Origin of the sequence: Streptomyces sp. SAI-170 (genome assembly GCF_049739565.1) — a bacterium.
Classification (GTDB): domain Bacteria; phylum Actinomycetota; class Actinomycetes; order Streptomycetales; family Streptomycetaceae; genus Streptomyces.
On record NZ_JBMGQD010000002.1, the window covers coordinates 1 to 25,391 of the forward strand.

General features: G+C 69.1%; 23 protein-coding genes and 1 pseudogene. 17 read left to right on the plus strand and 7 right to left on the minus strand.

What is annotated here, in order from left to right; all coding sequences use genetic code 11:
* The 7 genes from RKD23_RS39340 to RKD23_RS39370 all read left to right on the plus strand — a co-directional run.
* Window positions 1–280: hypothetical protein (locus RKD23_RS39340; protein WP_424858450.1), on the plus strand; the 280-nt coding region annotated here is incomplete at its 5' end.
* A 100-nt stretch (window positions 281–380) separates the two neighbouring features.
* On the plus strand, window positions 381–1,130 hold the full coding sequence (locus RKD23_RS39345) for an LPD29 domain-containing protein (protein ID WP_424858451.1): 750 nt from the start codon (window positions 381–383) through the stop codon (window positions 1,128–1,130).
* A gap of 99 nt (window positions 1,131–1,229) precedes the next feature.
* Complete coding sequence (locus tag RKD23_RS39350) at window positions 1,230–1,952, plus strand: PP2C family protein-serine/threonine phosphatase (protein ID WP_424858452.1); 723 nt, start codon at window positions 1,230–1,232, stop codon at window positions 1,950–1,952.
* A 261-nt stretch (window positions 1,953–2,213) separates the two neighbouring features.
* Window positions 2,214–2,702, plus strand: a complete 489-nt coding sequence (locus tag RKD23_RS39355) for a DUF6573 family protein (RefSeq protein WP_424858453.1) — start codon at window positions 2,214–2,216, stop codon at window positions 2,700–2,702.
* A gap of 46 nt (window positions 2,703–2,748) precedes the next feature.
* Window positions 2,749–3,036 carry a hypothetical protein gene (locus RKD23_RS39360; protein ID WP_424858454.1) on the plus strand — a complete coding sequence of 96 codons (288 nt, stop codon included), beginning with the start codon at window positions 2,749–2,751 and terminating at the stop codon, window positions 3,034–3,036.
* 89 nt (window positions 3,037–3,125) lie between these two features.
* Window positions 3,126–4,685 (plus strand): ParB/RepB/Spo0J family partition protein, encoded by a 1,560-nt coding sequence (locus tag RKD23_RS39365; RefSeq protein WP_424858455.1) that lies wholly within the window; start codon window positions 3,126–3,128, stop codon window positions 4,683–4,685.
* Window positions 4,686–4,766: 81 nt separating this feature from the next.
* On the plus strand, window positions 4,767–5,390 hold the full coding sequence (locus tag RKD23_RS39370; RefSeq protein ID WP_424858456.1) for a hypothetical protein: 624 nt from the start codon (window positions 4,767–4,769) through the stop codon (window positions 5,388–5,390).
* 279 nt (window positions 5,391–5,669) lie between these two features.
* Here RKD23_RS39370 and RKD23_RS39375 read toward each other — a convergent pair whose 3' ends face one another.
* Both RKD23_RS39375 and RKD23_RS39380 read right to left on the minus strand, forming a co-directional pair.
* Window positions 5,670–6,788: a hypothetical protein gene (locus tag RKD23_RS39375; RefSeq protein ID WP_424858457.1), complete on the minus strand. Its 1,119-nt coding sequence runs from the start codon at window positions 6,786–6,788 to the stop codon at window positions 5,670–5,672.
* The gene (locus tag RKD23_RS39380; protein WP_424858458.1) at window positions 6,785–6,973 is read right to left on the minus strand and encodes a hypothetical protein; all 189 of its coding nucleotides are present in this window, start codon (window positions 6,971–6,973) and stop codon (window positions 6,785–6,787) included. Before RKD23_RS39380 ends, RKD23_RS39375 begins: the two co-directional genes overlap by 4 nt.
* Before the next feature lie 273 nt (window positions 6,974–7,246).
* On the opposite strand from RKD23_RS39380, the gene RKD23_RS39385 reads away from it, so the two are divergent.
* From RKD23_RS39385 to RKD23_RS39395, 3 genes are all read left to right on the plus strand, one after another.
* Window positions 7,247–8,497, plus strand: coding sequence for a helix-turn-helix domain-containing protein (locus RKD23_RS39385; RefSeq protein ID WP_424858459.1), 1,251 nt, complete (start codon window positions 7,247–7,249; stop codon window positions 8,495–8,497).
* Window positions 8,498–9,124: 627 nt separating this feature from the next.
* Window positions 9,125–10,051, plus strand: coding sequence for a hypothetical protein (locus RKD23_RS39390; RefSeq protein WP_424858460.1), 927 nt, complete (start codon window positions 9,125–9,127; stop codon window positions 10,049–10,051).
* Between the two features lie 29 nt (window positions 10,052–10,080).
* Window positions 10,081–10,341, plus strand: a complete 261-nt coding sequence (locus tag RKD23_RS39395; RefSeq protein ID WP_424858461.1) for a hypothetical protein — start codon at window positions 10,081–10,083, stop codon at window positions 10,339–10,341.
* 259 nt (window positions 10,342–10,600) lie between these two features.
* On the opposite strand, the gene RKD23_RS39400 is transcribed toward RKD23_RS39395, so the two are convergent.
* Window positions 10,601–10,810 (minus strand): hypothetical protein, encoded by a 210-nt coding sequence (locus tag RKD23_RS39400; protein ID WP_424858462.1) that lies wholly within the window; start codon window positions 10,808–10,810, stop codon window positions 10,601–10,603.
* Between the two features lie 1,471 nt (window positions 10,811–12,281).
* On the opposite strand from RKD23_RS39400, the gene RKD23_RS39405 reads away from it, so the two are divergent.
* A complete protein-coding gene (locus RKD23_RS39405; RefSeq protein WP_424858463.1) occupies window positions 12,282–13,544 on the plus strand; it encodes a PIN domain-containing protein in 1,263 nt (420 codons plus the stop codon).
* Window positions 13,545–14,115: 571 nt separating this feature from the next.
* Window positions 14,116–14,430, plus strand: a pseudogene (locus RKD23_RS39410) (ATP-dependent DNA ligase); the annotation flags it as partial.
* 479 nt (window positions 14,431–14,909) lie between these two features.
* Here RKD23_RS39410 and RKD23_RS39415 read toward each other — a convergent pair.
* The gene (locus RKD23_RS39415; protein WP_424858547.1) at window positions 14,910–15,050 is read right to left on the minus strand and encodes a hypothetical protein; all 141 of its coding nucleotides are present in this window, start codon (window positions 15,048–15,050) and stop codon (window positions 14,910–14,912) included.
* A gap of 247 nt (window positions 15,051–15,297) precedes the next feature.
* On the opposite strand from RKD23_RS39415, the gene RKD23_RS39420 reads away from it, so the two are divergent.
* Window positions 15,298–15,798, plus strand: coding sequence for a hypothetical protein (locus tag RKD23_RS39420; RefSeq protein WP_424858464.1), 501 nt, complete (start codon window positions 15,298–15,300; stop codon window positions 15,796–15,798).
* Between the two features lie 221 nt (window positions 15,799–16,019).
* Here the strand turns inward: RKD23_RS39420 and RKD23_RS39425 are convergent, their stop codons facing one another.
* The 3 genes from RKD23_RS39425 to RKD23_RS39435 form a co-directional block, all read right to left on the minus strand.
* Window positions 16,020–17,300, minus strand: a complete 1,281-nt coding sequence (locus RKD23_RS39425) for a hypothetical protein (RefSeq protein WP_424858465.1) — start codon at window positions 17,298–17,300, stop codon at window positions 16,020–16,022.
* Between the two features lie 38 nt (window positions 17,301–17,338).
* On the minus strand, window positions 17,339–18,202 hold the full coding sequence (locus tag RKD23_RS39430) for a hypothetical protein (RefSeq protein ID WP_424858466.1): 864 nt from the start codon (window positions 18,200–18,202) through the stop codon (window positions 17,339–17,341).
* 186 nt (window positions 18,203–18,388) lie between these two features.
* Window positions 18,389–19,753 carry a hypothetical protein gene (locus RKD23_RS39435; protein ID WP_424858467.1) on the minus strand — a complete coding sequence of 455 codons (1,365 nt, stop codon included), beginning with the start codon at window positions 19,751–19,753 and terminating at the stop codon, window positions 18,389–18,391.
* A gap of 571 nt (window positions 19,754–20,324) precedes the next feature.
* On the opposite strand from RKD23_RS39435, the gene RKD23_RS39440 reads away from it, so the two are divergent.
* The 4 genes from RKD23_RS39440 to RKD23_RS39455 all read left to right on the plus strand — a co-directional run bounded on the left by RKD23_RS39440 (window position 20,325) and on the right by RKD23_RS39455 (window position 24,973).
* Entirely contained in the window at window positions 20,325–20,702 is a 378-nt protein-coding gene (locus RKD23_RS39440; RefSeq protein WP_424858541.1) for a hypothetical protein, read from the plus strand.
* A 272-nt stretch (window positions 20,703–20,974) separates the two neighbouring features.
* On the plus strand, window positions 20,975–23,110 hold the full coding sequence (locus RKD23_RS39445; protein WP_424858468.1) for a tetratricopeptide repeat protein: 2,136 nt from the start codon (window positions 20,975–20,977) through the stop codon (window positions 23,108–23,110).
* Window positions 23,111–23,961: 851 nt separating this feature from the next.
* Window positions 23,962–24,117, plus strand: coding sequence for a hypothetical protein (locus tag RKD23_RS39450; RefSeq protein ID WP_424858469.1), 156 nt, complete (start codon window positions 23,962–23,964; stop codon window positions 24,115–24,117).
* Between the two features lie 337 nt (window positions 24,118–24,454).
* A complete protein-coding gene (locus tag RKD23_RS39455; protein ID WP_424858470.1) occupies window positions 24,455–24,973 on the plus strand; it encodes a hypothetical protein in 519 nt (172 codons plus the stop codon).
* Window positions 24,974–25,391 lie beyond the last annotated feature (418 nt).

Consider the following 25,391-nt stretch of genomic DNA (forward strand, 5'->3'; position numbering starts at 1 on the left):
CGCCCCTGGAGGAGACACAGTTATGCGGATGAGCCAGCGCCGGGCGACCGCCCTGAACCGACGCGCGCGGTTTCTGCGCCAGCACCGTAAGCAGTGTGGGACGTTGCCGTGCCTGGAGACCGGCGGGACTCAGGTCTACGCCTACTGGGAACGTGGTGGAGGCCTGGTGGTGTCCGTGCACCTGGACACCGGCGAGGTACCCGCCGATCTGATCAGCCCAGACGGAACGATCCCAATCACGATCAACGTCAACGGTGACTGCGTCTTCAGTGACGGCTGATGTGGCAGAAGCGTTGAACACCCCGCGAGAGCGTATTATTAATTTCTGGGCGAGCGGCAACTCGCCCGCCACCAACCAACTCGCATCAGAAGGACACGGCATGGACTACATCGACACCAAGCAGGTGGCCGCCGAGCTCCGGAACCGCCTGAAGAGCGTGTTCCCCGGCGTGAAGTTCAGCGTGCGCAGGGGCACCGGTACCGCCTCCGCGTGGATCTCCGTCCACTGGACCGACGGCCCCTGCCCGGCCGACGTCGAAGAGCTCACCCGCCCCTTGCAGGGCTCGCAGTTCAACGGCATGGAGGACCGCTACGAGTCCACCGACAACACGGTCACCGTCACCGTCAACGGCCGGAAGGTCACCGGCAAGCCGCTGGTCGACGGCATCAACACCCACCAGCACATCTCAGACGACGCACTCAAGGCCGCCGCCGAGCTGTGGTCCGAGGCCCACGAGGGCGCCGAGCCCCCCACCGGCGGCATGCTCGCCGCGTGCGTCATCGACGGCCACGTCATCCAGGAGAACTGGGCCCCGCAGCAGGTGTGGCAGATCGCCCATGACGTCGTCCTCCCCCGGCGCTGGGCCGCCTCCAAGGAGCAGGCCTCCGCCCAAGCCGCCCGTCCGGCGAAGGCCCAGGAGGATGGCGAGGACGGCACGGAGGGACTCGCTCTCAAGCACACGCACGAAGACGGGACGACGGTCACCGGTACGCGCCTGGGCGACGGCGCCGCCGCCGTGCTGAAGGCTCACGGCTTCAAGTGGCACCGCAAGAACCAGTACTGGTACGCCCTCGGCACGACACCGGGTTCGTGGCCGCCGTCGCCGCCGGACTGTGCGCCATCAACCTGACCGTGAAGACGGCGCAGCCCGAACCGACCCTCACCGCCTGACCACGGTACGGCCGGGCGCCCGCGGCGCCCGGCCCGGCCTTCCTCCCTGGGAGTCCTCATGCGCACCCACGCTGCTTTCCAGCTCACCGGCGACCGCTCGCACCAGTGCGACGCCACCGCCACCTACACCCACAACGGCGCACGGGCGTTCGTCCTGTGCGACGGCATCGGCTCCAGCGACGAGGTACGCGCCTGGACCCGCACCGCCGCCCGCCGTCTCGCCTACGCTGCCGCCCTGCGTGCTGACGCCGAGGCCGGCCTGCGGGTCGTCTACGAGGTCTACGCCGCCGAGCCGGAGCGGCAGGACGAGTACACCCGCTACAACCTGCCCGCCGCGTGCGCCGTCGTGGCCGTCACCGCCCCCGGCAAGCCGCTCACCCTCGCCTGGTGCGGGGACGCCCGCGCCTACGTCCTCAACCCGCGCGGCGCCGTCCAGCGTCTCACCGAAGATCACAACCTTCGCCGCGTGTTTCAAGGCAACCGCAACCGCGTCACCTCCTGCCTGGGCTCGACGGAAACCGACGAGCAGAGGCAGGCCCGGTACGGCCACCTCGCGATCGAGTCCGTCACCCGTGACGCGGAAAACTGCCGTCTCCTGCTGGCCAGCGACGGCGCGTACGAGCCCCTGGAGGACTCGGCCCGCAACATCGCCGACTACCTCACCGGCACCCCTGCCCACGCCGCGCGCCACATCACCGAGTCCGCGATCGCCCACGCCGGGACGTACTCCGACAACGCAACCGCCCTGGTCGCCGACCTCCGCACCGCCCGCGCCAGGTAAGCCGCGGGCCCCATCCCAGCACCCACCGTCGGTTCGGAGCCCCGGACCGGCGCACAACACCACCCGAGAGGCGACAAGATCATGGCCGGAAAACTGAGCAAGGATCAGACCAAGCAGCACAACCGCGCACGACCTGGTCACCAGCGACCGGGTATTGACGGAGGAGGAGCGGGACCCGCCGATCCCGGCCGCAACTCCCCCAGTGAGCCGCACGAGACCCGTCCCGATTCCCCCGGAACGGGCCACGCAGGAAGTGACGGCGTGCTGTCCCGCATCGACCCCGTCCCGCACGAGGCAGCCGTCGTCGAGGACCCCACCGTCGGCAACGACGCCATGCGGTCGGTCCCCCTCGCCGACCAGGGCGAGATCATCCACGCCTACACCCGCGCCCAGGCCTTGGCCGACGGCGTCTTGGTCGCCGTCGAAGCCGACGTGGCCCGGGAGGCCGGCTTCCGCGTGCCGGTCGCCCTGACCAGCGCCGTGTGGGAAGGCTGCGTCGCCTGGCACGAAGGCGACAGCGAGCGGCAGGTGCCACAGGACGAGAAGGGCCGCCTGTGGGACGTCCTGACCATGTGTCGCGTGGCGATCCGGCGCAGCGGCGGGGACGGCGATCGTGTCACCGTCGGCCTGCGGCGGGTTCCGCGCGACGGGCGCACGCAGCAGGCCCGCCCGGTCCAGCTCGTCTGCGTGATCGGTCCCGGCGACCAGGGCGAGCCCGTGATCACCATCATGGAGCCCCACGAGGACTGATCACCCCGCCAGCCCCGGGCCCCTCAGATCCGAAGGACCCTCACCCATGACCACCCCCGCCAGCGTGGCCGCCCGTGTTGCCGAGATCCTCGGCGGCGGCTGGAAGGCCGACTCCGGGCCCTGGGAGACATACGGCCGCCTGGACGCCCCCGACGCCGACACTTACACGCTCCACGTCGACGACCACGACGAACTGTGCCTGTCGGCGAACCTCAACCCCGCCGGCGAAATCGCCTCGTTCCGCAAGGTGCACACGCCCGAGGGAACCGAGGCGATCGCCGAGGCCATCGCGGAAGCAATCCGCCAGCACCACACCGCCGCCAACCAGGAGTAAGGACCATCACCCAAAAAAGGGCGTATAATTGATTCTTAAGAGCAAGCGGCAACTTGCTCGACACCAACCGCCCGCACGAGGAGCAATCCGTGAGCGACACCGCAACAACAACGGCGCCGATGCAGCGGGTCACGCTGCAACTCGGCCAGATCCGCGTCAACGAGAGCAACGTCCGCCAGGACCTCAACCTGGACGATAAGTTCCTCAAGTCCGTCGCAGCCAATGGCGTGAAGGTCCCCGTCGTGGTCCTCCCGCTCGGCGAGGACACCTACGAACTCAAGATGGGCCACCGACGCTACTTCGCCGCCCGGGCCACCAAGCAGACCCAGGAAGAGCAGGACGCCATCGAGGTCCCCGCGTACGTACTCGACCCCTCCCTGCGCGAAGCAGGCGAGGACTTCATCGACCAGCTCATCGAGAACGACGACGACTACCGCCGGGGCCTGACCGAACTGGAGCAAGCAGACGCCCTGTTCGGCGCGGTGGGCGCGGGCATGAAGCAGGCGCGGGTCGCCCAGCTCACCGGCCGCTCCCGCACCGAGGTCTCCCGCGCGGTCAAGACCTCCAGGGCCGTGGGCGAGCGGACCCGTTCCGCACTCGCCAAGGCCGGCACGTACGACCTCGACCTCGAAGTGCTCGGCGTGCTGGGCGAGTTCGACGACGACCCCGCCGCCGTAGACCGGCTGCTGGAGGCCTACCGTGCTGGCCGCTTCGAGTTCCAGGTGCAGTGGGAGCGCGACGACCGCGCCGAGCAGCACGCCCGTGAGCAGACCCGCCCGCAGCTGCAGGCGGCCGGGGTGCGGCTGGCCGAGGACGCCGACACCCTTCCGGCCACCGCCGAGCCGCTCAGCGAGCTTCACCGCCCGGACGGCGAGCCCATGGCCACCGAGGCCCACGCCTCCTGCCCCGGTCACGTGGCGACCTGGGCCGAGAACCCCCGCGAACCGGGCGAGGTCGAGTACTTCTGCACCGACCCGGACCACTTCGGCCACCGCCCGCCCCAGGACGACGACTCCGAGGCGGACGGCGACCAGGCCCAGGAGCAGCCGCAGGCGGCGGGGGCAACCACGCCGTCGGAGCCGTCCCGCGAGTACGTCAAAGCGGGCAACAAGGCCTACCGCGCCGCCGAGAAGGCCCGGCAGGCGTGGCTGAAGGACCTGATCGGCCGCAAGACCGCGCCCAAGCCGCTCGCCGCGTTCGTCACCGAGCAGCTCCTTGCCTGCCCCAAGCCGGTGGCCCAGTGGGTGGGTGACGCGGGCCGCCGTGACCTGGTCAAGGAACTGACCGGCTACGACAACCCCGCCGAACGCGCCAAATCGGCGACCCCGGCCAAGCTCACCCTGCTCAACTTCGCCGTGCTGGCCGCGACGTTCGAGAAACGGATGGGCGAGGTGCGGACCTGGCGCACCGACCACGCCGCCCGCTCGGCCGTGTACGAACTGCAGGAGATCCGCGAGGACGCCCGCACGTGGCTGTCCTTCCTCGCCGAACTCGGCTACCCGCTCTCCACCGTCGAACAGGCCATCACCGACGACAAGCCCTACCAAGAGGGCGAGCCGGACCCGGCCGACACCGACGACCAAGCCGACGAGGACACCCTGGAGGATCCGGATGCCGTGAGCGTCGAGGACTCCGAGGACGCGTCCTGACCTACTGCCCGGGCCGGACCCGACAGGTCCGGCCCGGGCGCCCTTCCCTCTCTGCGCGCTGCCCGCCCGGAAGGTCTCGCCATGCTCCGCTCCGAACTCCGCTTACACACCCCCCTGTTCGTCGCCCAGGCCGCCATCAGCAACCACACCGGCCTCATCGCCCGGACCGGGCTCGCCATGCCGGCCGCACCGTTCGGCACCCCCGCCTGGCAGCTGCCCGCCCTCCTCTCCTACCTCCACCGCCTCCACCAGGACGAGGAGGATCCCTCCCCCGACCTGTGGCGCGCCCACACCGAGCGCCAGACCGGGCCCGTGCCCCGGCCGCGCATCCGCTACCGCGCTGACGGCCTGCACGACCCGGACGCAGAGTGCGTACTCGACATCCAGCTCGGCCCACGCGACCAGACCACCGGCTGGCCCACCGCCCACCTCGCCGTCATCCAACAGGAAGAAGGCGCCTGCCCCTTCGGGCGCATCACCCGCCGCCACGGGATTGAAGCCATCGCCGCATACACAGCCGAAGAACTCACCGCCGAACACGCGGCCCTGAAAGACCATGCCCGCCGACACCAGGACACCGCCTTCATGCGCCTCGCCGAACTCGCCCAGCGCGCCGTCCACTGGGCCGACAAGATCCGCGCCGCCGCACACACCGACGCCATCCGCGTCCAGGCCGACCGCACGCGAACCGTCATCACCCGCTGACCATCACGACCCGCACACCCGCACCGACTGCCTCGCTGGACCGCGCCACGCACGCATTCCAACCTGCCTCGCCCACCCCCCTCTCCGGCACCACCACCGCCCACCACCTGCAGGGCCGCGACCGCCCAACGGGCCGGGGCTGTTCGTACGGTTCGGGCCTGCGAAGGCATGGTTGGAAGGCGGGCGGCGCGTGTCGCCCCGGGCCGGGGGCTTTGGACCGTGGGGAACGGATCGGGTCTTCCCCGGCTCGGGGCGGGCCTTGAGGGGCCGGTGCTCCTGTCAGGCAAGGAGCTGGGCGGCCGTCTTCTCCAGCAGGGCCGCGTTGGCGGCCGTGTCGTGGGTGAGGGTGAGGGCCTGGTGCGGCAGGGCGGCGAGCTGGTCGGCCAGGCCTGGGACCGGGCCGATTAGGGGCAGCAGGCCGAACACGTCCGGGTAGCGGTCTTCGGTGCCGGCGGTGAAGAAGTCGCCGTCGCCGAGCTGGCGGGCCTCGCCGATCAGCCTGGGCTCGGTGCCGGGGGTGATCTGCGGGAACAGCAGTCCGGCGGCCGTGCCCTCGGTGGCGAGGGTCATCCCGAGCCACGAGTCGAGTTGGTCGGGGAAGAACTGCGGCTTCATCTCTTTGCCGTTCGCCTTCCACAGCGGTTCTCGGTGGCCCGCCAGGAGCGCGTCCGTGACGCGCTGGTCCTGGGTGGGGTGCATGAGCTGTCCGGTCCTCAGACGGTCGGCTACGGGCTCGAACAGGCCGAGGGCGTCGAGGAGGCCGAACCCGCAGGCGGCGGCCGATGGCCACGGCAGCACTCGCACCTGGCCGTCGACTACCCGGGCGAAGACTCGGTCGTTGGCCAGGAGCCGCCAGCCGGCGCGAGCCAGGAGGAACGCGGTGGTGGTCTTGCCTGCGCCCTTGTCGCCGAGGGTCAGCAGCGTCGCCCCGTCGTCGCGGGTGACGGCGGAGGCGTGAAGGATCTGCCAGCCGTCCACGATGAGCATTCCGCGTACGAGCTCGCGGGCGAGCCGGGAGGCGGCGGTCGCCACGGCGGTGTCGTCGACACCGGCGATTCGCATGCGGCGGATTGAGGGGTTCCACTGGTAGGCGAGCTGGGCGGCGGTCTGCACGGCCGTCACCGTGCCGTCGTCGTTCCGGCTGTAGTGCATCGGCGAGCCCGCGTAGTCGGCCTCGCCCGGGTCGCGCTCGAGAACCGCTCCGGCAAGAGCCGCGTGTTCGCCGGGATCGACGTCGGCTGACACCACCGGGCCGGTGACGGGCGGCTCCGACGGGACCGCGTTCCACCACGAGCCGAAGTAGCGGGCCGCCCAGTCGGTCACCGCGGCCGTGTGGCTGGTGACGGTGACGGCCTGGCCGTCGGACGTGGCGATGCGGGTGGCAGTGCGGGCTGTCATGGGCGCTGGGTCTCCTTGGTGATGGTGTCGTACGCGGTGCGGAGTTTGGCGGCGGCCTGGAGCTGCACGGCCTCCGTCGCATCGAGCGGGGGAAGGCACACAGTGGGAGTGCCGGCGGTGAACCGCAACGGCATTCCGTACCAGTCGTCCCGCCACGGGGCGGTCAGTTCGATCACGCCGTCCACGAGGCCGAGCGTGTGGGCGAGAGCGGCAAGGACGGCGCCGGCCGGGCGGGGAGGCGTAAGCGCATGATGTCTCTCCTTCAACAAGTGGGCGAGGCCACTGCCGCGCGGGCCTGACGGGCTGGACCGAAGAGCCCCGCGCCCGGGCGGCGTTCGCCCATTGAACGGCCGGGGCACACAGGGAAAGAGGGGCGGAAGGGGTGCATTTCCTTGGCGGGGGGCCAGGTTGTGAGGCCAGGATGGAATCCACACCAACTCCCCTGGGAGGAACGGCCCATGTTGTGCCCGGACGGGATCGGCGCGTTACTCCGAAGCATCCGCGAGACTGCGGGCCGCACCCGCGAGGAACAGGCTCAGCTGATCGAGGCCGCGCAAGGTGGCAAGTGGTTCGACCCGAAGAACCTCAAGCGGTGGGAGACGGAGAAGCGCCTGCCGGTTCCGGCCTGGCACGAGACGATCGCCGCCGCCTACGGGCTCAGCATCGAAGACGTGCGCAGGACAGTGACCACATCGCGGCAGTACCGGCGTAGCCAGGGCAAGGAGAGAACGGACGTGAACCGACGACGATTCATAGAGGCAGCGGCAGCAGCAGCGGGAATCTCCGCGCTGCCCGGCCTCGCGCAGGCCCGGGAAGGCATCGACGGCGGCCTCAAGGGCAGCGGCGCCGACGACCTGGAATACCTGGCGTCGGTGTTCGAGCGGAACCGGGGCGGCTACCACGGCCGGTCCCCCGCACAGATGCTGGCCGAGATGCACAAGGACCTCGGGCTTCTCGGGCAGGTCCTCAACCGGCCGCATCCGGCGAAGCACCGCGCGGAGCTGGCCCGCACCACGGCAGGGATCGCCGGGCTCGTCGCGATCGTCCAGCACGACCGTGGCGACCAGCGCGAGGCGTTCGGCTGGTTCTCCACAGCCGAGCGGGCCGCCGGCGAGTCCGGCGATCCGCGTATGGCGTCGTGGGTGCTGGCCCGGCACGCGATGGTGCCGCTCAACTACGGGGCCCCGGAAGTCGCTGCCAGGATCGCCGCACGGGCCCGCCGCGAGGCCGGGCCCACGCCGACTGCGGCGGCCGCACTCGCAGCAGCGGTCACCGCCCGCTCGCTGGCGGCGATCGGCGACACCGAGGGCGCGACGCGGGCCGTCACCGACACCCGTCACCTCGCCGACCGGCTCGACGGCCAGGAGGCCGCCGACACCTGGTTCGGCTACCCCGGGCAGAAGCACTTCGTGCACCTGTCCCAGGCGTACACCCTCCTCGGCGACACGGCAGCCGCCTACGAGGCGCAGGAAGACGCGCTCGCCCTGACCGACTCCCCGTCGGTGATGACCAGGGCACTGCTGGCAATGGACACCGCGGCCTGCCTCCGCCTGGACGGCGACCCCACTGCGGCCGCCGAGATGGCGGCGGACGTCTACGACCGGCTGCCGCCCAGCTACCGCGAGGGGCTGATCCGGTCGCGGGCCGAAGCCTTGCACCAGTACCTGGACGGCAGGCCCCGCGCCCATCTCGGCGAGGCTCTGGCGTAGCACCAACCGCTTCACCGGACCGCCGGTCAATGGACGCATGGACGTGGCGAACTGGATCGAGACGGGCGTGTACAGCCTGCAAGCGGGACAGCGCCCACGGCACAGCCGTCACAACAACGTCCCACAGCGCCCGCCCGATCGGCCTGGACCGGCTGTGGCAGATCGCCGCGTCGCAGTCTGTGATGGCAGCCCGTCTGACGACGGACACCAGAGGTGGCCCGCACCGTGTTGCAGGCACTCGCCCCGGGCGAACCCTACGGGCGGGTATGGGCGCGGATGGGGCGCCGGAAGGCGGAGCAGCCGACGACGCAGGAGCTGATGCCTCCCCCGGCAGCAGGTGCGCAACTTCGAGTGGCATTGGACGGCGCACTCGTCACGGGGTCTGCGCCGGCGAGATTGACAGCCAATCCACCAAAAGCGCATTATTGATAATGCGATATGTGCGGCCAAAGCGGTGGTCGGCGGAAGGCACCCCCTCACGAGGATGTCGGCCCAGAGCGGCAACCCCGGCCGAACGTCCCGCCGACCACCATCACCAACTCGACTCGCCCGCCGGCGCGTGAGCGCCGGAGGAACACAGAAGAGCAGGCCCCGAGTATAGGACCGCGGCCGGAAGCGGAGAACGCAATGCCCAGCCCCCTGAACCCTCAGCGTCGAGTCGTCGGCGGCCGTGCCGTGGTCAACCGCGACTGGATCCGCGAGTTCACCGGCGCCAGCGCCGGCACCGCGGCCCGCTGGTACAAGATCCGACTCGAGCAGCCCGAAGAGCACCGCCACCCGGACAAGGAGCGCATCGACGGCGCCGACTTCTACGACGAGCAGCAGTTCCGCGCCTTCTACACCTGGTTCCAGAACGAGAAGCAGAGCAAGGTCCTCAAGGCCGACCCCGAACTGCACAAGCTTCACCCGGAGTCCGTCGTCTCCATCAACGAGGCCGCCCGGCTGCTGGGCTTCAAGGGGCCCTCGACGATCCGCAAGTACGTGAAGGACAACCCCGGCTACTTCCCGGACTCCGTCGGCGAGGTCGAGGGCCCGACCGGCCGGATGATCCCCGGCTTCCGCGCCGGCGACCTGCAGGACTTTGACAACAAGCGCACCGGGGACAAGCTCGGCAAGGCTGGCCGCCGTCCCGGGCCGCAGGCGGAGGCGCGCGTCGGGCGGCCCTCCGCCCTCGAGGAGGCCCTCGCGGCCGAACTGAGTGCACGTGCCGGCGGTGAGCGGCTCACCGCCACGCAGCTCGCCGAGCAGTACGCCGCCGAGGCGATCGAGCGCGACGGCTACCGCCCCGGTCTGGCCGCGGAGCTCAGCGTGCAATACGGCGGCCCGCAAAGATCCTGGGAGTACGTCGTCCGCAACGCCCTCGCACACCACCCCGAAGCCTCGCCAGCCCGCTCCGAAGCCGACCGGAGGGCGCAGATCGCCCTGGCCGCCCTGCGCGAACAAGGCGACATCCGAGGACTCGCCGCCTCCCTCTCCCGCGCACACGGAGGAAGCCCCGACGTCTGGTCCCGCGCGGTGAACGCGGCACGCAGGATCGCCGAGCCCACCGCCTGACCACCCAACCAGCCTGAGGACGCTCCCCGATGCCCAGCTACCAGCTCCGCGACACCACCACCTGCCAGCTCCTCGCCCGCGACCTCGCCGACTACGCCACGGCCGAAGCCGCCGCGGACCGCCTCGACGACAAACTCGAACACGACCTCGCGGCCAACGGCGAAGGCGCCGGCCGCATCCGGCTGCGCCTCGACATCGAGCGGGTCACCGACGGCGTCACCGAAACCGTCGGCCACCACATCCTGCTCCTCGGCGTCGACGACGCCACGGACGCGCTGCCCGCATTGTGACTACTCTACTGCGGGCGTAAGGCACCCTCACAGACACCGATATATGGACTCAGTCTCTGCGAGAGATCGTCATTCAGCACCGCCCCAGACCGAACAGCCGGAGCAGGCTCCGGATTCTGAGCCAACAGGCATCCGCCTCGTGGCATGAAACACCGTTCCGCGGCCGGCGATTGGCCAGGCTCTGAGCTGCGCACCGGGGGCTTCCGGGCGCTCTCGCCCCAGATAACCGACGTCCAACAACGTCGTTCAGGAACGCGGGTTACCGGCGGATGTTCACAGTGATCTGCACCCCTCCGCCTATGACCGCCGCTCCGGCAAGTGCAACGGCCAACGGCGTCGGACCGCCGACCGCTGCGACGGTGACGGCCGCGCACAGTGCAAGGACGGCGATGATGTACGGCGCCCATGCCAGTGCGGCACTCGTGGGCTGGAGTTTCTCTCTGCGATCAGCTATGTCAAGGTTGGTCACCTTGCTGGGCTCCTTGTCGTTGTACCGGAACGGGCCTGGTGACGTGGCGGGGAGGCACGGCTGTTGCTTGGCCGCTCTGACCGAGCTTCCCCGCCCTTCCAGGTCGTTGGGTGAGACAAGGTACTGGGCTCAACACACCTTCACAGCAGGTCAGTTGCTGGAGAGGGTGGACCCATAGGGGCCTCAGAAGGGACCCGGGGGAACGACTGCTGAAAGTTGGGTTACCTTCTGTTCCAAGGTCTGCCCTCTCGCAGGTCTTGGAGGAAAGCCGCAGGCCAGGGTCTTGCTTCACTGCTTGATCCGGGTCCGCGTCTGCCTCCGAGCTGGTGATAAGCATCACGAAGCTTTCTGGCGTGTGATGCCGACGGGGTTCAGCTCACTGCCCGCGTGGCGCGCTCGTCGTATCGAGCGTGGGCCGACCGGGTGAGCGAGCGCCGCGACTGCGGTGTCCGGTGACGCGGCACCTCTACCGTGCGGCCATGAACTCCACCCCGATGCCCGAGCCACTGCGCCGGGCGATTCACCACCTGGTCTCCGAGGGCGTCACGTCCTGCTTCACCGCCTCGGCAGTGCTGACGCAATGGCCGCCTAGAGGTTGTCCCGTATGGGGTGTCAGTTATCCGGTGAGGGCCATGTTGTGCAGCCGGGCGATGCCAAGCATGGCCTGGTGAACGCCCGCACCGGGCCTGCGACGTGCCCGGGAAGCAGCACTGGAGCGCGTTCCCCATCGTTGAGGCGTCGATAGCCAGGATGCGCGCGGCCATCTCCAGCTCCTCGCAGGTGGGAGGGCAACCCCTGGTCGTCGGAGGTGGGGCGCAGCGCAGAAGCGTGATCAGGAACTCGGCAGCGGGGCGGATCAGCGAGCGGTTCGTCGAGCCGAGGACGTCACGAGTATCGGCAGGGAAGTTGGAGCTCGGGATCATGCTGACGAAGTTCACCGTGAGCTGCCCGGGCGGAGTGCCGCCCGAGCAGTCGCCGCCGCAGTCGTCCCACGCCGGCGTGCCCGGCACGACGCAGGACCTGCACGGGCATCCGGGCTGCCCGTCGATGAGGGCAGCCAGTGTCGATGCCGCGCTCGGCCTCCTCCTCGGCGCCGTCGTCCAGACCGAGCTGGAGGGCGAGCTGCTGGCCGGTCACGGGAGGTCCACGATCGCCAACGACCCCGTGCAGGACACCAGGACGTTGAACTCGCTTGGCTGCTCGGTGGGTCATGCCGCCACAGACGGCCCTCCTCGGCCGTCCAGTCACTATCCCGGCGAATCCTCCGGCCACAGGTCTCGCACTCGACTCGGGGCATTTTCACGCAAACCAGTGTGCCGATGCCCGGCCTGCCGGGTACAGCAGACCGGGCACCAGGGCGCTGAGCAGTCGGGTCCTGACCGCGGCAGCGTACTCACCGGTATTCCCGTGCACGGATGCACCAGCTCCTGCCACTCTTGCCCCTACGTGTCCAACAGCAGGAGTACAGACGGTGATCATTCTCGATTCGTGCATTCTTCGCGGCCTCTCCTTGGAGGACAGCAACACCGACCTCCTGCGAACCATCCGCACATCTCGGGTCGAACGCGTCGCCGCGCCCTGGATGGTGCTCGAGGAGCTGGCCGCCCAGAAGGCGGTGGCGTACCGGAAGAAGTACGAAGCTGCGAGCCAGGCGGTAACGACCCTCGAAGACGCGACGCCCTGGGACTTCCAGGCGACTCTGCCGCCGTGCAATCTGGAACGGCTGCGCCAGCACTGGCGCGACCGGTACCTGACCGTCGTCGAGATGCTGCCGACCAGCGAACGAGCACTCCGTGAGGCGCTCTTCCGGGAAGCCAACGCCCTGCCGCCCTGCAAGGAGACGGACGGCGGGAAGTCGACGAAGGTCGGCTCCCGGGACGCTGCGATATGGCTGTCCGCCATCGAGTACGCCCGTGAACACCAGCGAGAGACGGTGTTCTTCGTTAGCTCGAACACCAGGGACTTCGGTGACGGGTCCACCTACAGGTGGCCCATGGACGCGGACGTGGCCGACCTCGGGGACCGATTCGTGCATCTCACGCAGATGGACGACGTCATCACCCGCTTCACCGAGCCTGCCGAAACAGACGAGGACCTGGTCGACAGGACACTCCGCTCCGCGGGCGTTCTGAAGTCGGTCAAGAAGGCTGCGAAGAGGCGGCTCGCAGCCGACGACCGCCCGATCGAGTGCAGCGTCCTCACCGGCTACGCAGGCCAGGAACTGGAGGTCGGCACAGCCCTCACCTGGTGGACGCTCAAGGCTCACTATCACTCGGTGCGGGATGTGCGGACATACCGCATCGGTGAGCACGAGTGGTGCACGGCGGTTGTCCGCTGGGACCTCGGCGGCACTGCCGTCATCAACTCACCGACTGCTCACCTCGCGCCGGCTGGATGTTCCTGGACGACATCCGTGATCTTCAGGCCGGACCCGGACGATCCGCGTCTCACAGTCCTTCGGCACGACCCCACGCACGCGCTCGACCCGGAGGAGTTCGAGCGGCTGGAGATCTCCAAAGCCCCGATGGTCACCGTTTCGATGCTGATGGAGTACATCAACACGCTCGGCGCGCCATCGAACGCGCTGGAGCACGCCCTGCAGAACGATGTGGCTGCGCAGTACGCCTGGCGCCATGCTCTTGCGAACCAACAACCTGATGCCGCCGAGAGGGCTCGGCAGAGTGCCATCGAGCGGCGGCTGAAGGCTCTGCTAGAAGAAGCAGACGAGACGTGACGGGACGGGCAAGGGCTGCCACCGGTCCTCACCATGCCCTGGCGTGCAGGCGTCCGGATTACGCGAATGCCAGCCAGGCCGGGGCGACTGCGTAGGCGGAAGTGAGTGGGCGCCTCCGCGCCCGATGAACCCGCTTCATCCTTGGAGACCGGGGAGCGGCTTCGGTGCCAGTTTGGCGCTGCCCGCTCCGGTGCGTACAGCGGATCGGACAGCGTGAGCCTTCGAGCTACGCGCTGTGCGTGGACGCTTTCGCACCTCAGAGCAGCGTCGTGATCACCCGTTCGCCTGCCGTGGTCGCGGTTCAGCGGGCAGGATGGGGCGGTTCCGCGTAGATGTGGCTGGGTGACGTTGACGCCGCTGCTTGAGCCGATGCTCGCCGAGGCGCGGTGAGTGTGCCGCTGGGCGAGGCGCTGCCGGGAGCTTTGGTGGCGGAGCGGAAGCGAGGGTTCCGGGCCATCCTTTTCGCCCGGCCGGCCTGGTCACGGTGCAGTCCGCCGGCACGGTGCTGATCTGACGCCGGCGTTCCCCGATATCGCGGCCTCGGCATCCGCGCTCACCGAGCCCCTCATGCTTGGACGGCGAGCTGGTCGTCCCATCTGAGGGCCGGCTGCACTTCGGGGCACTGCAGAACCGTGTGCGCCCCGCGGCCGCAGTGCCGTCCAGGCGGCTGCCGAGCATCCCGGCCTACCTGGTCGTGTTCGACGTCCTTGAGGCATCGAGTGGGCAACTGCTTCACCCTCCGTACCACGAGCGTCGTACGGTGCTTGAGGGCCTGTTCGCCCGCGACGTCCTCGGGCCGCCATTCACCCTGTGCCCGGCGACGACGGACCGAGCGACCGCGCTCGACTTGGCTCGATCCGGCCTGGGGGACGTCGGGATCGAGGGGGTCGTCGTCAAGGGCAGCAAGCAGCGGTACCTGCCGGGCCGCAGGGCGTGGATCAAGGTGCGTGCCCATACGACTGCCGAGGGCATCATCGCCGGGGTGACGGGCCGCTTGTCGTCGCCCTCGTCGCTACTGCTGGCCCGGTATGACGGCGCGGGCCGGCTGTGGCTGCTCGCCGCACCACTCCCCTGCCTGCGCCTGCGCCCCGGGATCTCGCCGGGCGCCTCCACGCGCCAGACACCGACCATCCGTGGCTGTGCAAGCTATCCGCCTGGTGGAGCTGCAGCGGCGACCTGGAGTACTCGCCGGTGCAACCTAAACTACTGGCGGAATTCCAGGGCGACACGTCCGTCGATGAGGGCCTCTATCGGCACCCGGTCCGCTTCCTCGTCTGTGCGAGGACCTGGCGGTCGATCAGATTCCCAGCGTCGGCGCCTGATGACCTCACGTCACGTGATGCGCCGAGGCCGCGCGCACCCGAGCTACTGGGAGGCACCGGGTACGGGCGGATGCTCCGTTGCTGCCTGCTCCGTCTCGCTCTCGGTCATCGCCTCGGCAGCAGCGCGGCGGGTGCTCCACCGGTGGTAGAGCACGGTCCCGGCCACGGTGAAGGATGCTCCCATCGCGAAGCCCCGCCCGAGGTAGAAATACCGCAGTGCTTGACGTCCTCCGCGCCTGGCGGCTCAGCGCCTGGGCGATCTCGTTAACAACCCGCTCGGCCTCGCGCCGGAACGTGCGGCCGTCATCGCCTCGCTCGGGGTTCGGTCACCGCCTGATCATTTCACCATGCCGGTTACATTCGAAGGCCGGTATCCCCACCCGAGTCAGCTCGGGCGGGAACCGGGAACAGCCCGCGCCCACAACCTGGCAGTGCCACAGGACTCGCACACCGCGGCCCGCCAGACATCACACAGCACTGAAGTAACATCAAAAGTCGCCGACATCGATCACGCGGCTGGCCGCCAAACGCCCCCGAAGTCACGCCGAAACGACTCCCGCAAAAAGCGACACAGCCACGCCTTCATCGACGACCTGCCCGACGTCGTCTCAGTGGCTGTCGTCCAGGAAGCCGCCACCCACCGCCTGCTCCAGCGGGACCCCAACCAGCACCCAGCCATCATCCCCGGCCGCACCGGCGGGATCACCACCACCATCCACCCAGCCTGCCTGCGCCTGCTCACGGGCACCGTCCAACAGCCCAACCGCACGCAAAGCAGCTTCGACTTCCTGCTCGACGAGACCTCCACCGAACAGCTACGCCGCGACCCCAGCAACACCCGGTTCCCCATCCCCGACCACCAAAAGCGCTACCGGCTCGCCAAAGTCCCCGCCACCTGCATCGAACTCACCGACACCCCAGGCGACTCCTGACACCATCCGGGCCCGGGACAGCGCAGCGCGCGGCCCCGGGCCCGGGTACCGTCCCCACCCCCGGCCTGTCCAGGACGGTCCTCTTCGGCCCCGCTGGGACGGCTTCATCTGGCCCCGGGTAGGAACGGGTTGAACTGGCCCCACCTGGCTTCCAGGAGGGTCCCGTCGGTGTCGGTGGTGTGGTGCGGGCGCTGGCGGGCGGCCGAAGTCAGCCAGCCAGCTCATTTCCGCTTGGGCTCGTACGGGCTCCAGCCATGCAGGTAAGGGCGCAGGTCTTCCGGTGTGGGCGCCGGAGGCTCCGGCAGTCCTTGGTTGCGGGGTATTGGGTCAATGCGGTCGGCATAGGCCCGGGCCCAGGCGATCCAGGCAGTGGTTTTGGCCGCCTCCGGGATGGCGTGTTGATCTTCGAGTGCGTCGCAGTAGGCGCGGATAGCGGTGGCTTCCTGCCAGGCCTGTACCTGTGTGTGCAGGGCTTTCAGCCGGTGATCTTCCAAGAAGGCGGTGCGCGCCTGCTGCATCGCGGTCAGCCAGCGTTGGCGTGTCTCTTCCTCTTTGCGCTGCAGGGCCTGCTGTCGTTCGTAGTCGGTGTGTGCGCGGTGGGCGATATCTCGAAAGAGGGCGGGGAGTTTGTCTTCCAGGCGCCAGCGTTGCCGGTCGCCCCAGTGGGAGCGTCGGCCTCGGTGCGCGTAGGTGTGCTCGAGGCTGAGTTCGAGTTGATGGGATGGGCGTGTGGTGCGGGCGGTTACGCGTTGCCAGGCGTACTTGGCGCCGCTGGGGTCGGGTACTTCGTAGGAACCTTCGTGGAAGGTGAGTGGGAAGGAGCTGTCGCCGATGGTGATCACCAGGCTGGCTGCTGATCCGGCCTCGGGATTGTCGACGGTGTAGTTCTTGGCTTCTGCTGTGTGGCAGAGGGCGTGGAGGATGCGGCGGGCGCGGGGCTGGCAGGCGGGGCAGGCCGGGATGTGTGCTGCGGCGGCTGCGGGGTGCAAGGTTTCTGGGGGCAGGTCGTCGGGGACGGGGACAGTCTCGCTTGGGGGTGTGGAGCGTCGCGGTGGTGGCCCGGGGCGCAGGGTGATGATCAGGTCGCCTTTGTCGCGTCCGGTGTGTTGGAGATGGTGGCCGTCGGGGACCAGGTCGTCTGCGCGTACGGCGTGCAGGGCGCGGCGCCAGTGGGCCCGCTCGTCCGGGGTGGGATTGGCGATGTGCAGGGTGCCGCCGGCTTGCTGGAGTCTGGTGATCAGTTCTGCCGCCTCGGGTGCCGTCGACGGGGCGCTCGGTCGTGGGGCGGTCGTGGCGTCGGTGTGGGCGAGGTATTGGCGGCCAGCCTCGGTTGGAGTGGCGCTCCAGCGGCCGTCGGCCCGGGTCGTGGTGACCAGGCCACGATTGCGCAGGGCGTGGATGGTCGTGGCGAGGTCGGAGTCGTCGGAGGTGATGGGTGTCTGACCGTGGCAGATGCCGCGCAGGACGTCGAGTTGACGCTCGTTGAGCCTGGTGCGGGACACGGATCTCCCTGTCGTCGGTGCCCGGTCGGTCGGGAGTGTCAGTCGGCGCGCTCGGCCTGGCGCAGCGTCTCGAGGGGAATGCCGAGTTCCCGCTCGAAGCGGTCGGCTGCCCGGGTCTGTCCGGCTTGGCGAAGGCAGCCGATGGCCTGCTCCATAAGCTGGCCGATGCGAAGGACCTCGTCGCGCAGGGCCTTGAGTTCTTCGAAGCTCTCGACCACGTCCGCGCCGCACCACTGGCGCAGCAGGTTGTAGGCGGGTTGGCTGCTGCGGTCGACCTCTGCGCAGATCTCAGCGCTGATGTGGATGCCGGGATTCTTGCCACGGCCGGGGTAGTAGCGGCCATAGATCGCGTCCCGGCGTGCCTGACGTTCGTGTTTGGCCACGACGGCCATCAGGTGGTCGGCCCGGGTGCGGGCCAGGAGCCGTGCCACCTCAACGGTGGTGGGCCAGGGCGCGGTCAGCGCGCCGTCTTTGTCGGCGAAGGCCCGTGGATCGTTGCAGAAGAAGCTTTCGGGCACGTCGAGGAGGGCGGCCAGCGCGGGTACATCGTCGACGTACAGCAGGCCCCTGTCACGGTAGTTGACGCCGAAGGACACCATCCCCTCCCACAGATGCTCGTCGAACAGGATGACGACGGCCCGGAATGTGGTGTTGTCGTCGTCCGGGCTGTCCCGCGTCAGCTCGCTCCATCGCTCCTCGCGGGCCAGCCAGGCGTCCTTGTCCTGCCAGACCACGCGCAGCCGGGCCGGCGGCACCCACTCCTGCCGGCCCTCCGCTTCCTCCGCGACGAAGCGGACTTTGACCCGCACCGGGCGTTGCGTGCCCATCTTCAGGACCTCGACCTCTGCGACGGGTCCGTGGTGCGGCGCCAGCCGGTACGCCCACCGCTCCCCCACGTCCATATGCCCTCCTCTCCTGGCGAACGCCTCGCCGCCATTCTGCTCCCACTCACACCACAGGATGGTGGGCTCTGTCGGACCGCTCGCCGTAGCGGTGTAAGAAAACCGCCTTCGGGTGCTCATGGCCGGTCCTTGCAGGGAGCCTTGAGGACCGACCACAGCAACCAGATCAGACCGGGTCGACGTCGCTCAGCGGGAGGTGGGCGGGAGGGCGCGCTCGAGGAAGTCGAGCCGGACCTGGCGGGGGAGTTTGCTGTCCAGGCCGAGGGCGGTGCGGATGGATTCGGCGCTGACCTCGCGGGGGATGTCCATGCGGCGCTCGGCGTCGCCGATGATTTCGCTGATGAGGTGGTGGGCGGTGACGGGATGGTGCCGGATGAGCCAGTCGAGCATGTGCGCCACGGGTGTGGTGATGCCGTAGAAGGTCGTCGGTCCGGTGTCGCCTGTGGCTTCATCGAGGTGTTTGCCGTAGGCGAACTCGTCGAGGAAGGCATGCCGTACGGTGGCTGCCAGGTCGTGCGTGTCGATGATGTCTCCGGTGTCGGCAGCCACCGTGAGGGCGAGTTCGTCAGCGATCTCGTGCACCGCGTTCTCGGTCCGGAACCGCAACGCCCAGCGTTTGCGCCGGTCGGGTCGTTCCCACAGCGCGCCGAAGAACCTGCGGGACAGCCGCTGTCGCAGCTCGGACAGGCCGATGGAGAAGTCACCGTCGCCGGAGTTGAGTTTGGCGGCCGCGCTCTCGGGTGAGCGGTCGCGTTCCTCCGCCCAGTCCTCGGCCACCGGGCGCGCCCAGAGGTTGCGGCCGTTGATGGTGGCTTGGGGCGGTGGCACGTCGCGCTGGTTGCGGGCGATGTAGGCGCGCAGGGTGGAGGCAGCGATGTTGCCGATCTTTGCCATCTCCGGCACGCCGATGAGCTGGTCGGCGGCGAGTTCGGGCGCTGACAGACGCACCACGCATTGCGACAGTGGGCGCGCGTCAGCGGGCCGGCGCGCGGCCCACAGGGCCAAGTGGTCGTTCCATGGGTCAGGTGGCGGGGTCTCCAGGTCGAAGTTGGCGATTTTCAGCAGGCGGCCGCCGTCGGGGTGGGCGTTGTCGTCCAGGAGGTCGGCGGCGGTGATGGTGGTCGCGGCCTTGACCGGCCGGCGGTAGAAGCGCTCGCCGGCGGCGTCCCACACCTGATCGGGCCGGTACCAGGTGGTGCCGTCCCACCAGTAGCCGCCCTGCCGGAAGAGGAGTTGGGGTCCCCACCAGCTGCTGTGCCACGGCGAGGCGTCCTGGTCTCGGACCAGGAGAACTGTGCGGCCGTGTTCGGGATGGTGGCGCACGACCCAGGCGAGGTCCTGGCGGATGGGATCGGTCGTGAAGGCGATCCAGGATCCCTTCGACTCTGAGATCCGGTCCCAGCGGCCCCAGGTGCCGCCCTCTTCGTGGCGCCCGATGGCTTCGACGGCGGTGGGGTCGTCGACCGAGATGTGGCCGTCGTCGACGAAGGGCAGACCCGGGACGGGGTGGTCGGTGTGCAGGCCGTTTGCAAGCGGCTGAAGACGATGCATGTGTGCTGTACTCCCCACATCGAATGTGCTGTAGATGCTTACAGCACATGTGATGCCCTAGGCGCAGCGCAGCCAAACCAACGAAGTGGTAGGAGAGTTGGGGTCGGTACACCCATGCGGCGCAGGGCCCTGGTGGAAAGCATGCCGGGGCGCTTGGACGCTGCCTCAACCAATGCTGGCCCCCCGTCGGCCTGGCTCCGGGGTGAGCGGCCGAGCCGTAGTGCACGGAGCCAGCAGCGATGACCAGGAGGGGGGAACAACCATGGGCCGAACAGCGTGAGACGCAGGGCCGTGCCCGATTCGCCTATCTCGTCCGCGAAGCTGCTGCCCACCACGGCGAGCGGCTCGTCTAACCGCCCCCTGCATGGCCAGATGGGTTTGTCGCATGGTGATAACTCCAACGCCCTGAACCGCATGAGGGGCGAACACTGGCCACCTGTCTTGTGACGATGCCCCGGGCTCGGGCGGCGGTTCCCTAGGCCGGGGCGAGCCCGATGAAGCCGTGGCTGTCAGCCCCCCTTGCGATAATGCAGATGTGACAGGACTAGCACGGGTTGTGGTGTGGCTGTTGGTGGTGCTGCTGGGTCTGGCAGCGTTGGGGCTGGGCATCGTCGCGACGGTCGCCGATCTCGATACATCTGCCCAAATCGCGACCGTGGCAGGGTCAGTCGGCGGCTTGGCGGCCGCCGCGGTGAGCGGATACGCCTTCCTGCGTCCGCCTGCCGCCTCCGCAGCCGCACCCGCCGCGACGGCGGTGGGAACACGGTCGGTCGCGGCCGGCGGCAGTATCGGACGGGCCGTTACCGGCGATCGTTCCCGTCTCACGGCCAGCCCTGTGATGCCACAGGCAGCGGGAGCTCCCGGGTCGGCGCAGGCCAGCGGTGAGCGCGGGATCGCAGCTGCCGGCGAAGTCGGCGAGGCAATCACCGGGGACGACGCGCACGCATGAACCTGTGGGGAAAGAAGCCTGAAACGGCACCTGGTTCGCACAGCTCGCGCCCTGACCACGGTCCTGGGACACCAGACGGTGCCGCGATCGCCTCCGGGACCCGGTCCGTTGCGGCCTCAAGGGATATTGGCGTAGCCACCACAGGCGACTACAGCCCCGTAACGGTCGTGATGCACCAACCGGCGCCGCTGCCCACTGCGCTTGCTTCCCTTCCCGCGGCGCCCGCGATGCTGAGCGGCAGAGAGACTGAAGTTGCACACATCCTGTCGGCCTTGCATCCCGTCGTCTCGCGTCAGCCGGATCGGGACTCCTCCGGATCCGGCCCGGCAGCCGCCGTCCCTGACCCGGATGCCTTTCCACCCGTGCTGGTGGCGTCGATCGGGGGTCTCGCCGGCGTGGGCAAGACGGCACTTGCGCTCACGGCCGGACATGCCGCGATTGATGCCGGCTACTTCGACGGCAGCCTCTTCATCGACCTGCATGGGTACGAAGAGAACCCGGTTCAAGGTGGTCAGGCTCTGGAGGCGTTCCTGAGGGCCCTCGGTGTCGCCCATGACGCCGTCCCTGAAGCAGTTGAGGAGCGTGCAGCGCTGTACCGGACCGAGCTGGCCGCTTTGGCCGGCCAAGGGCGACGCCTGCTGATCGTGGCCGACAACGCCTCGAGTGCCGACCAGGTTCGTCTTCTGCTCCCCGGCGGCGGAGCGCACCGGCTTCTGGTCACGTCTCGGCACACCCTGGCGACCTTGAACGCGCGGCTCCTCGACCTTGGTGTCCTCGGCCCTCAAGCGGCGGTGGCGCTTCTTCGTCATGCGCTGCTGACGGCCGATCCCACCGACCGGCGCGCCACCGAGGCTGGCACGGCCCTCGAAGAACTGGCGAGTCTGTGCGGTTGCTTGCCGTTGGCACTGCACATCAGCGCCGCCCTGTTGATCCTGGATCCCTGCCAGACAATCGCCGAGCTCAACGTGGAGCTGTCGACGGCCCAATCCAAACTCAGTTTCCTGGACGACGGCGAACGGGCTGTACGCGCGTCCTTCGATCTTTCCTACCGTCGGCTGCCCCCGGATCATGCCGCGCTCTTCCGCCTTATGGCGCTCAACCCCGGCCCCGATATCGGGCTCGGCGCGGCGGCGGTCCTCGCCGGCCTCCCGCTGCCGGCGGTGCGGGTCGTCCTGCGGAATCTCGTCCAGGCACACCTGCTCGACTGCGTGAACCAGCGCTGGTCGATGCACGACCTCGTCCGCGACTACGCCAGCGAACTCGCGCACAGCGTCTCGAACCCGCTGCAGCACACCGCCGCCGAGGGCGGCGGTCAGGAGGCTGCGGCCGAACAGGCCCGCCGGCACCATCAACTGCTGGAGCACTATGCGACGACCGCCGTCTCTGCGTGTGCTCGCCTCCGCGTGCAAGCAGCATCCCCTGCTCCTGGCGATTTCGCCGATCAGAACGAGGCACTTGCCTGGCTGGACGACGAACGGGCCAACCTGACGGGGTCCGTGGCCGCTGCGGCGGACGCCGGACACCACCACATCGCTGTCAATCTTCCGGTGGTTCTCTACGACTACTTCACCTGGCGCGGGTACTACGACGACCTGATCTCCGTCACGACGACCGCGTGCCGTATCGCCCATCAGTCGGGAGCACTTGCTGCCGAAGCCGGGTCGTGGAACAACCTCGGCATCGCGCTGAGCGAGGCCTCACGCTACGAGGAAGCCTTCCACGCCTTCGAGCGGGCACTCGACCTGTTCACTTCGCTGGGCAACGACAACGAGCGGGGCAAGGTACTCAACGGGCTCGGCTTGGCCCTGCGGGAGTCCGGGAGGCATGCCGAAGCGTTGAGGGCCCACCAGGAGGCCGTCGCGATCCAGCGGGCCACAGGTGACCTACGCGAACAAGCCGCTGCGCTAAACAATCTCTCCCTGACCCATCAGGATCTCGAGGACTACGCAGAAGCGTGCGCGGCGGCGGAAGAGGCCGCCTCCCTTTTCCACCGGCTCGGCAACATCGCCGACGAAGCAAGCGCCCTCTGCACGACGGCTTTCGCCCTGCAAGCATCGGGAAAGATCGAGGAGTCACGCGTCGCCTGCCGACGCGCCCTCACGGCCAGCCTCGCCGCGGGGAATCCGCTCGTCGAGGCAGCAACCCTGATGACCTGCGCCCAACTGGACGACCTCACCCCCCAACAGCAGATCGAATATCTGCTGCAGGCGGAGGCGGCATGCGAACGGGCGAACGCCGCCGAACTCCAAGCCACAGCGCTGTCCGGCATTGGCGTAGCACTCACCGCCGCAGGCGAAAGGGACCAGGCAGTCGCCTACTTCGGACGCGCTCAGCGCCTGTTTGAAGAGCTCGGTCTCACCGAGCAGGCAGCAGAGGCTGGCGAAGGGATCGCGGCGCTCCAGTCCTGAGAACTGTCCTGTAAATGATGTACGGCACGCCGATCGCGTATCGGACACTGCGGCTCATCCTGTGTGGGTGAGGTTGTGGAGGCGGGCGATGCCGAGCATGGCGTGGTGAACGCCTTGGTCAGGCAGTAGTCACGGAGAAATTTCCCAAACGACGAGTCCTCGTGAAGCGCCCGGCGGTGCTCAAAGTGCTGCACCAAGCAGGGCGTCCCCTGCCGGGAGCAGCCCTTCAGCGGTGAGTGCGGTCCCGTGCGGCGTGCGAAGCGAAGGCACGGAACCGCAGGCCCCGCTGTCTTGTCCAGCGAAGCAATCGGACCGTACGCCGGATCCGAGTCGTCCGCACGGCCGAAAGCGCGTGGGGGTGATCAGCACCTCGTCGATCAGGTCGTCGCCGCGCAGGTGAGACCGGTGAGGCGCCCACGCTGTCTATCAGCTGGTACCTCACGAAGGCATGGGGAAGCCGTACCTGCGACCGGGCACCCGGCATCCGGGATTGATGAGGCCGCCCCGATGTGCGACCCGGCCGGGCGACTTCGTCCATCGAGGCATAGCTCGGGGAGAGGGCGGTGAAGAAGGACATTCCAAGCAGTCAAACCTCTGCATCCCGGCCCCCATCCGTCACAACCCGGCCGAGCCGCGACGTCACGAACGCCCCGCGCCAGCTTGCCCCGGCGCGGGACCATGGTCTGCCCTGACTGCGTACGCAAGACCGCACCCTCGCAAGCCACGAACGGCCCCAGCCCACCAACGAGCGCTCACAAGGGGCCGAGGACGGGCTTTACGCGCCGATCAGTTCGATCTCCATCGCCAGCGCCGAGTGCTTCCCCGGCCACCCCAACACGATCATCCAGCAGATGGCTGCCACCCACTCCCTCCTCGCCCAGCACAACCCGCCCGTCACCGTCGACACCCTCGCCCACACCGGCTACTGGGACACCCAGGCTGGGGGTAGCATGCCCGCACTCGCCGACCACAAGGACCCGCACGTGCCTCAGCGCCAGACCGCCTAGGAGCAGCCCGCGGAACCCGCGGTGGGCGCCAACCTCCAGACGGTCGTCGCTGCCGTCGCCCTGGGCCTCTTCGCCACGGTGGTCCTCACCCGCCCTGTACGGGCCCGCAGAGAACAGCGAACGAGCGTTCCGGATCCTGCACTGGTGGAAGCACAACCCAGAACCCGCCCCCGACGAGCCGCCGGCCCCTGCCCGGCTACCCGCCCGGCGAAAGTGACTGGACGCGGGCGGGAAGCCGCGCCGGCCGGGGAAACATACGACAGAACCGTCTCAGGTGCACAACTCCCCCTCTACTATGAGGAACCGGCCCCACACCCAGCACCCCGGGAGGCCCGGCATGGAGCAGCCGCAGACCGACAGCGACGCCCTCAAGCCGCGCCCGGACTACCCCCCGAAGACCCCGCCGCCCCCGAAGCGGCCCCCCTCCCCGCCCGTACCGGACCGACACGAGCCTGCCGAGCTCGTGCGCGTGCCGGCGGGCCGGGGCCGGACGCTGATGAAGAACCGTCAGGGCGCAGCCTGGTCCCTGGAGGCGCAGCCCTGGGCGGGCAAGCAGGCGGTCAGGCATGTGGCCGAGCGGCTCACCGCTTGGGGACTGGCCCAGCCCAGCAGCCTCGAGCAGGTGGTCCGGCATCTGATCAGCGCCGTGGTCGCCGACGGCGGCCGCCACATCAGCCTCCACCTCGCCGAACAGAACCACCAGGCTCTCATCATCGCCCTCAGCCACCAGCCCGATCCCGCCGTCCTGCACGAGTCGGTCCTCGCCGACCTGAGCGGACTCGGCGTGGCCAGCTGCGGCACCGAAGTCACCCCCGAAGGCCGGCAGATCTGGGCCGTCCTCGACCTCGCATCCTGAACCGCCGTCGACGCGGCCCGTTAGAGCAGACCGCGATCCGGGTGGCCGCAACTACGTGCATAATTCAGCCACGCCCACGCCTACCCCGACACCCACCCCGGGGACCTCCTGCGCCACCCCGCCCGGAAGCGCCGAGACCGACGACGAGTTCGCCTCGGCGGTCCACCACCTCGACGTGACGAAGAAAGGCAGGGCCGAGCTGGTGGTCGGCGCCCCCGGCGAGAACGCGGACGGCCTGCTCTGGACGGCCCGAGCGCCGCGCGGGACCGACCACCCGGCGCATCGACCACGATCAGTGGAACCAGCGCCGGCCTCAAGAGCCGCTACTCGGAGATCGACTTCGGCGCGGAGCTTCCCGACGCACAATCCACCACCTGATCCGGCCGCGTGTGCCGTCCGGACCGTCCGCACACGCGGC

Bases quoted from the DNA above. Each gene is read 5' to 3' on its own strand.
- RKD23_RS39370 (WP_424858456.1), top strand. From the start codon at position 4,767: ATGCTCCGCTCCGAACTCCGCTTACACACCCCCCTGTTCGTCGCCCAG.
- RKD23_RS39450 (WP_424858469.1), top strand. From the start codon at position 23,962: ATGGCTGCCACCCACTCCCTCCTCGCCCAGCACAACCCGCCCGTCACC.
- RKD23_RS39455 (WP_424858470.1), top strand. From the start codon at position 24,455: ATGGAGCAGCCGCAGACCGACAGCGACGCCCTCAAGCCGCGCCCGGAC.
- RKD23_RS39395 (WP_424858461.1), top strand. From the start codon at position 10,081: ATGCCCAGCTACCAGCTCCGCGACACCACCACCTGCCAGCTCCTCGCC.
- RKD23_RS39390 (WP_424858460.1), top strand. From the start codon at position 9,125: ATGCCCAGCCCCCTGAACCCTCAGCGTCGAGTCGTCGGCGGCCGTGCC.
- RKD23_RS39415 (WP_424858547.1), bottom strand. From the start codon at position 15,050: ATGGGAGCATCCTTCACCGTGGCCGGGACCGTGCTCTACCACCGGTGG.
- RKD23_RS39350 (WP_424858452.1), top strand. From the start codon at position 1,230: ATGCGCACCCACGCTGCTTTCCAGCTCACCGGCGACCGCTCGCACCAG.
- RKD23_RS39435 (WP_424858467.1), bottom strand. From the start codon at position 19,753: ATGCATCGTCTTCAGCCGCTTGCAAACGGCCTGCACACCGACCACCCC.
- RKD23_RS39375 (WP_424858457.1), bottom strand. From the start codon at position 6,788: ATGACAGCCCGCACTGCCACCCGCATCGCCACGTCCGACGGCCAGGCC.
- RKD23_RS39385 (WP_424858459.1), top strand. From the start codon at position 7,247: ATGTTGTGCCCGGACGGGATCGGCGCGTTACTCCGAAGCATCCGCGAG.
- RKD23_RS39360 (WP_424858454.1), top strand. From the start codon at position 2,749: ATGACCACCCCCGCCAGCGTGGCCGCCCGTGTTGCCGAGATCCTCGGC.
- RKD23_RS39430 (WP_424858466.1), bottom strand. From the start codon at position 18,202: ATGGACGTGGGGGAGCGGTGGGCGTACCGGCTGGCGCCGCACCACGGA.
- RKD23_RS39345 (WP_424858451.1), top strand. From the start codon at position 381: ATGGACTACATCGACACCAAGCAGGTGGCCGCCGAGCTCCGGAACCGC.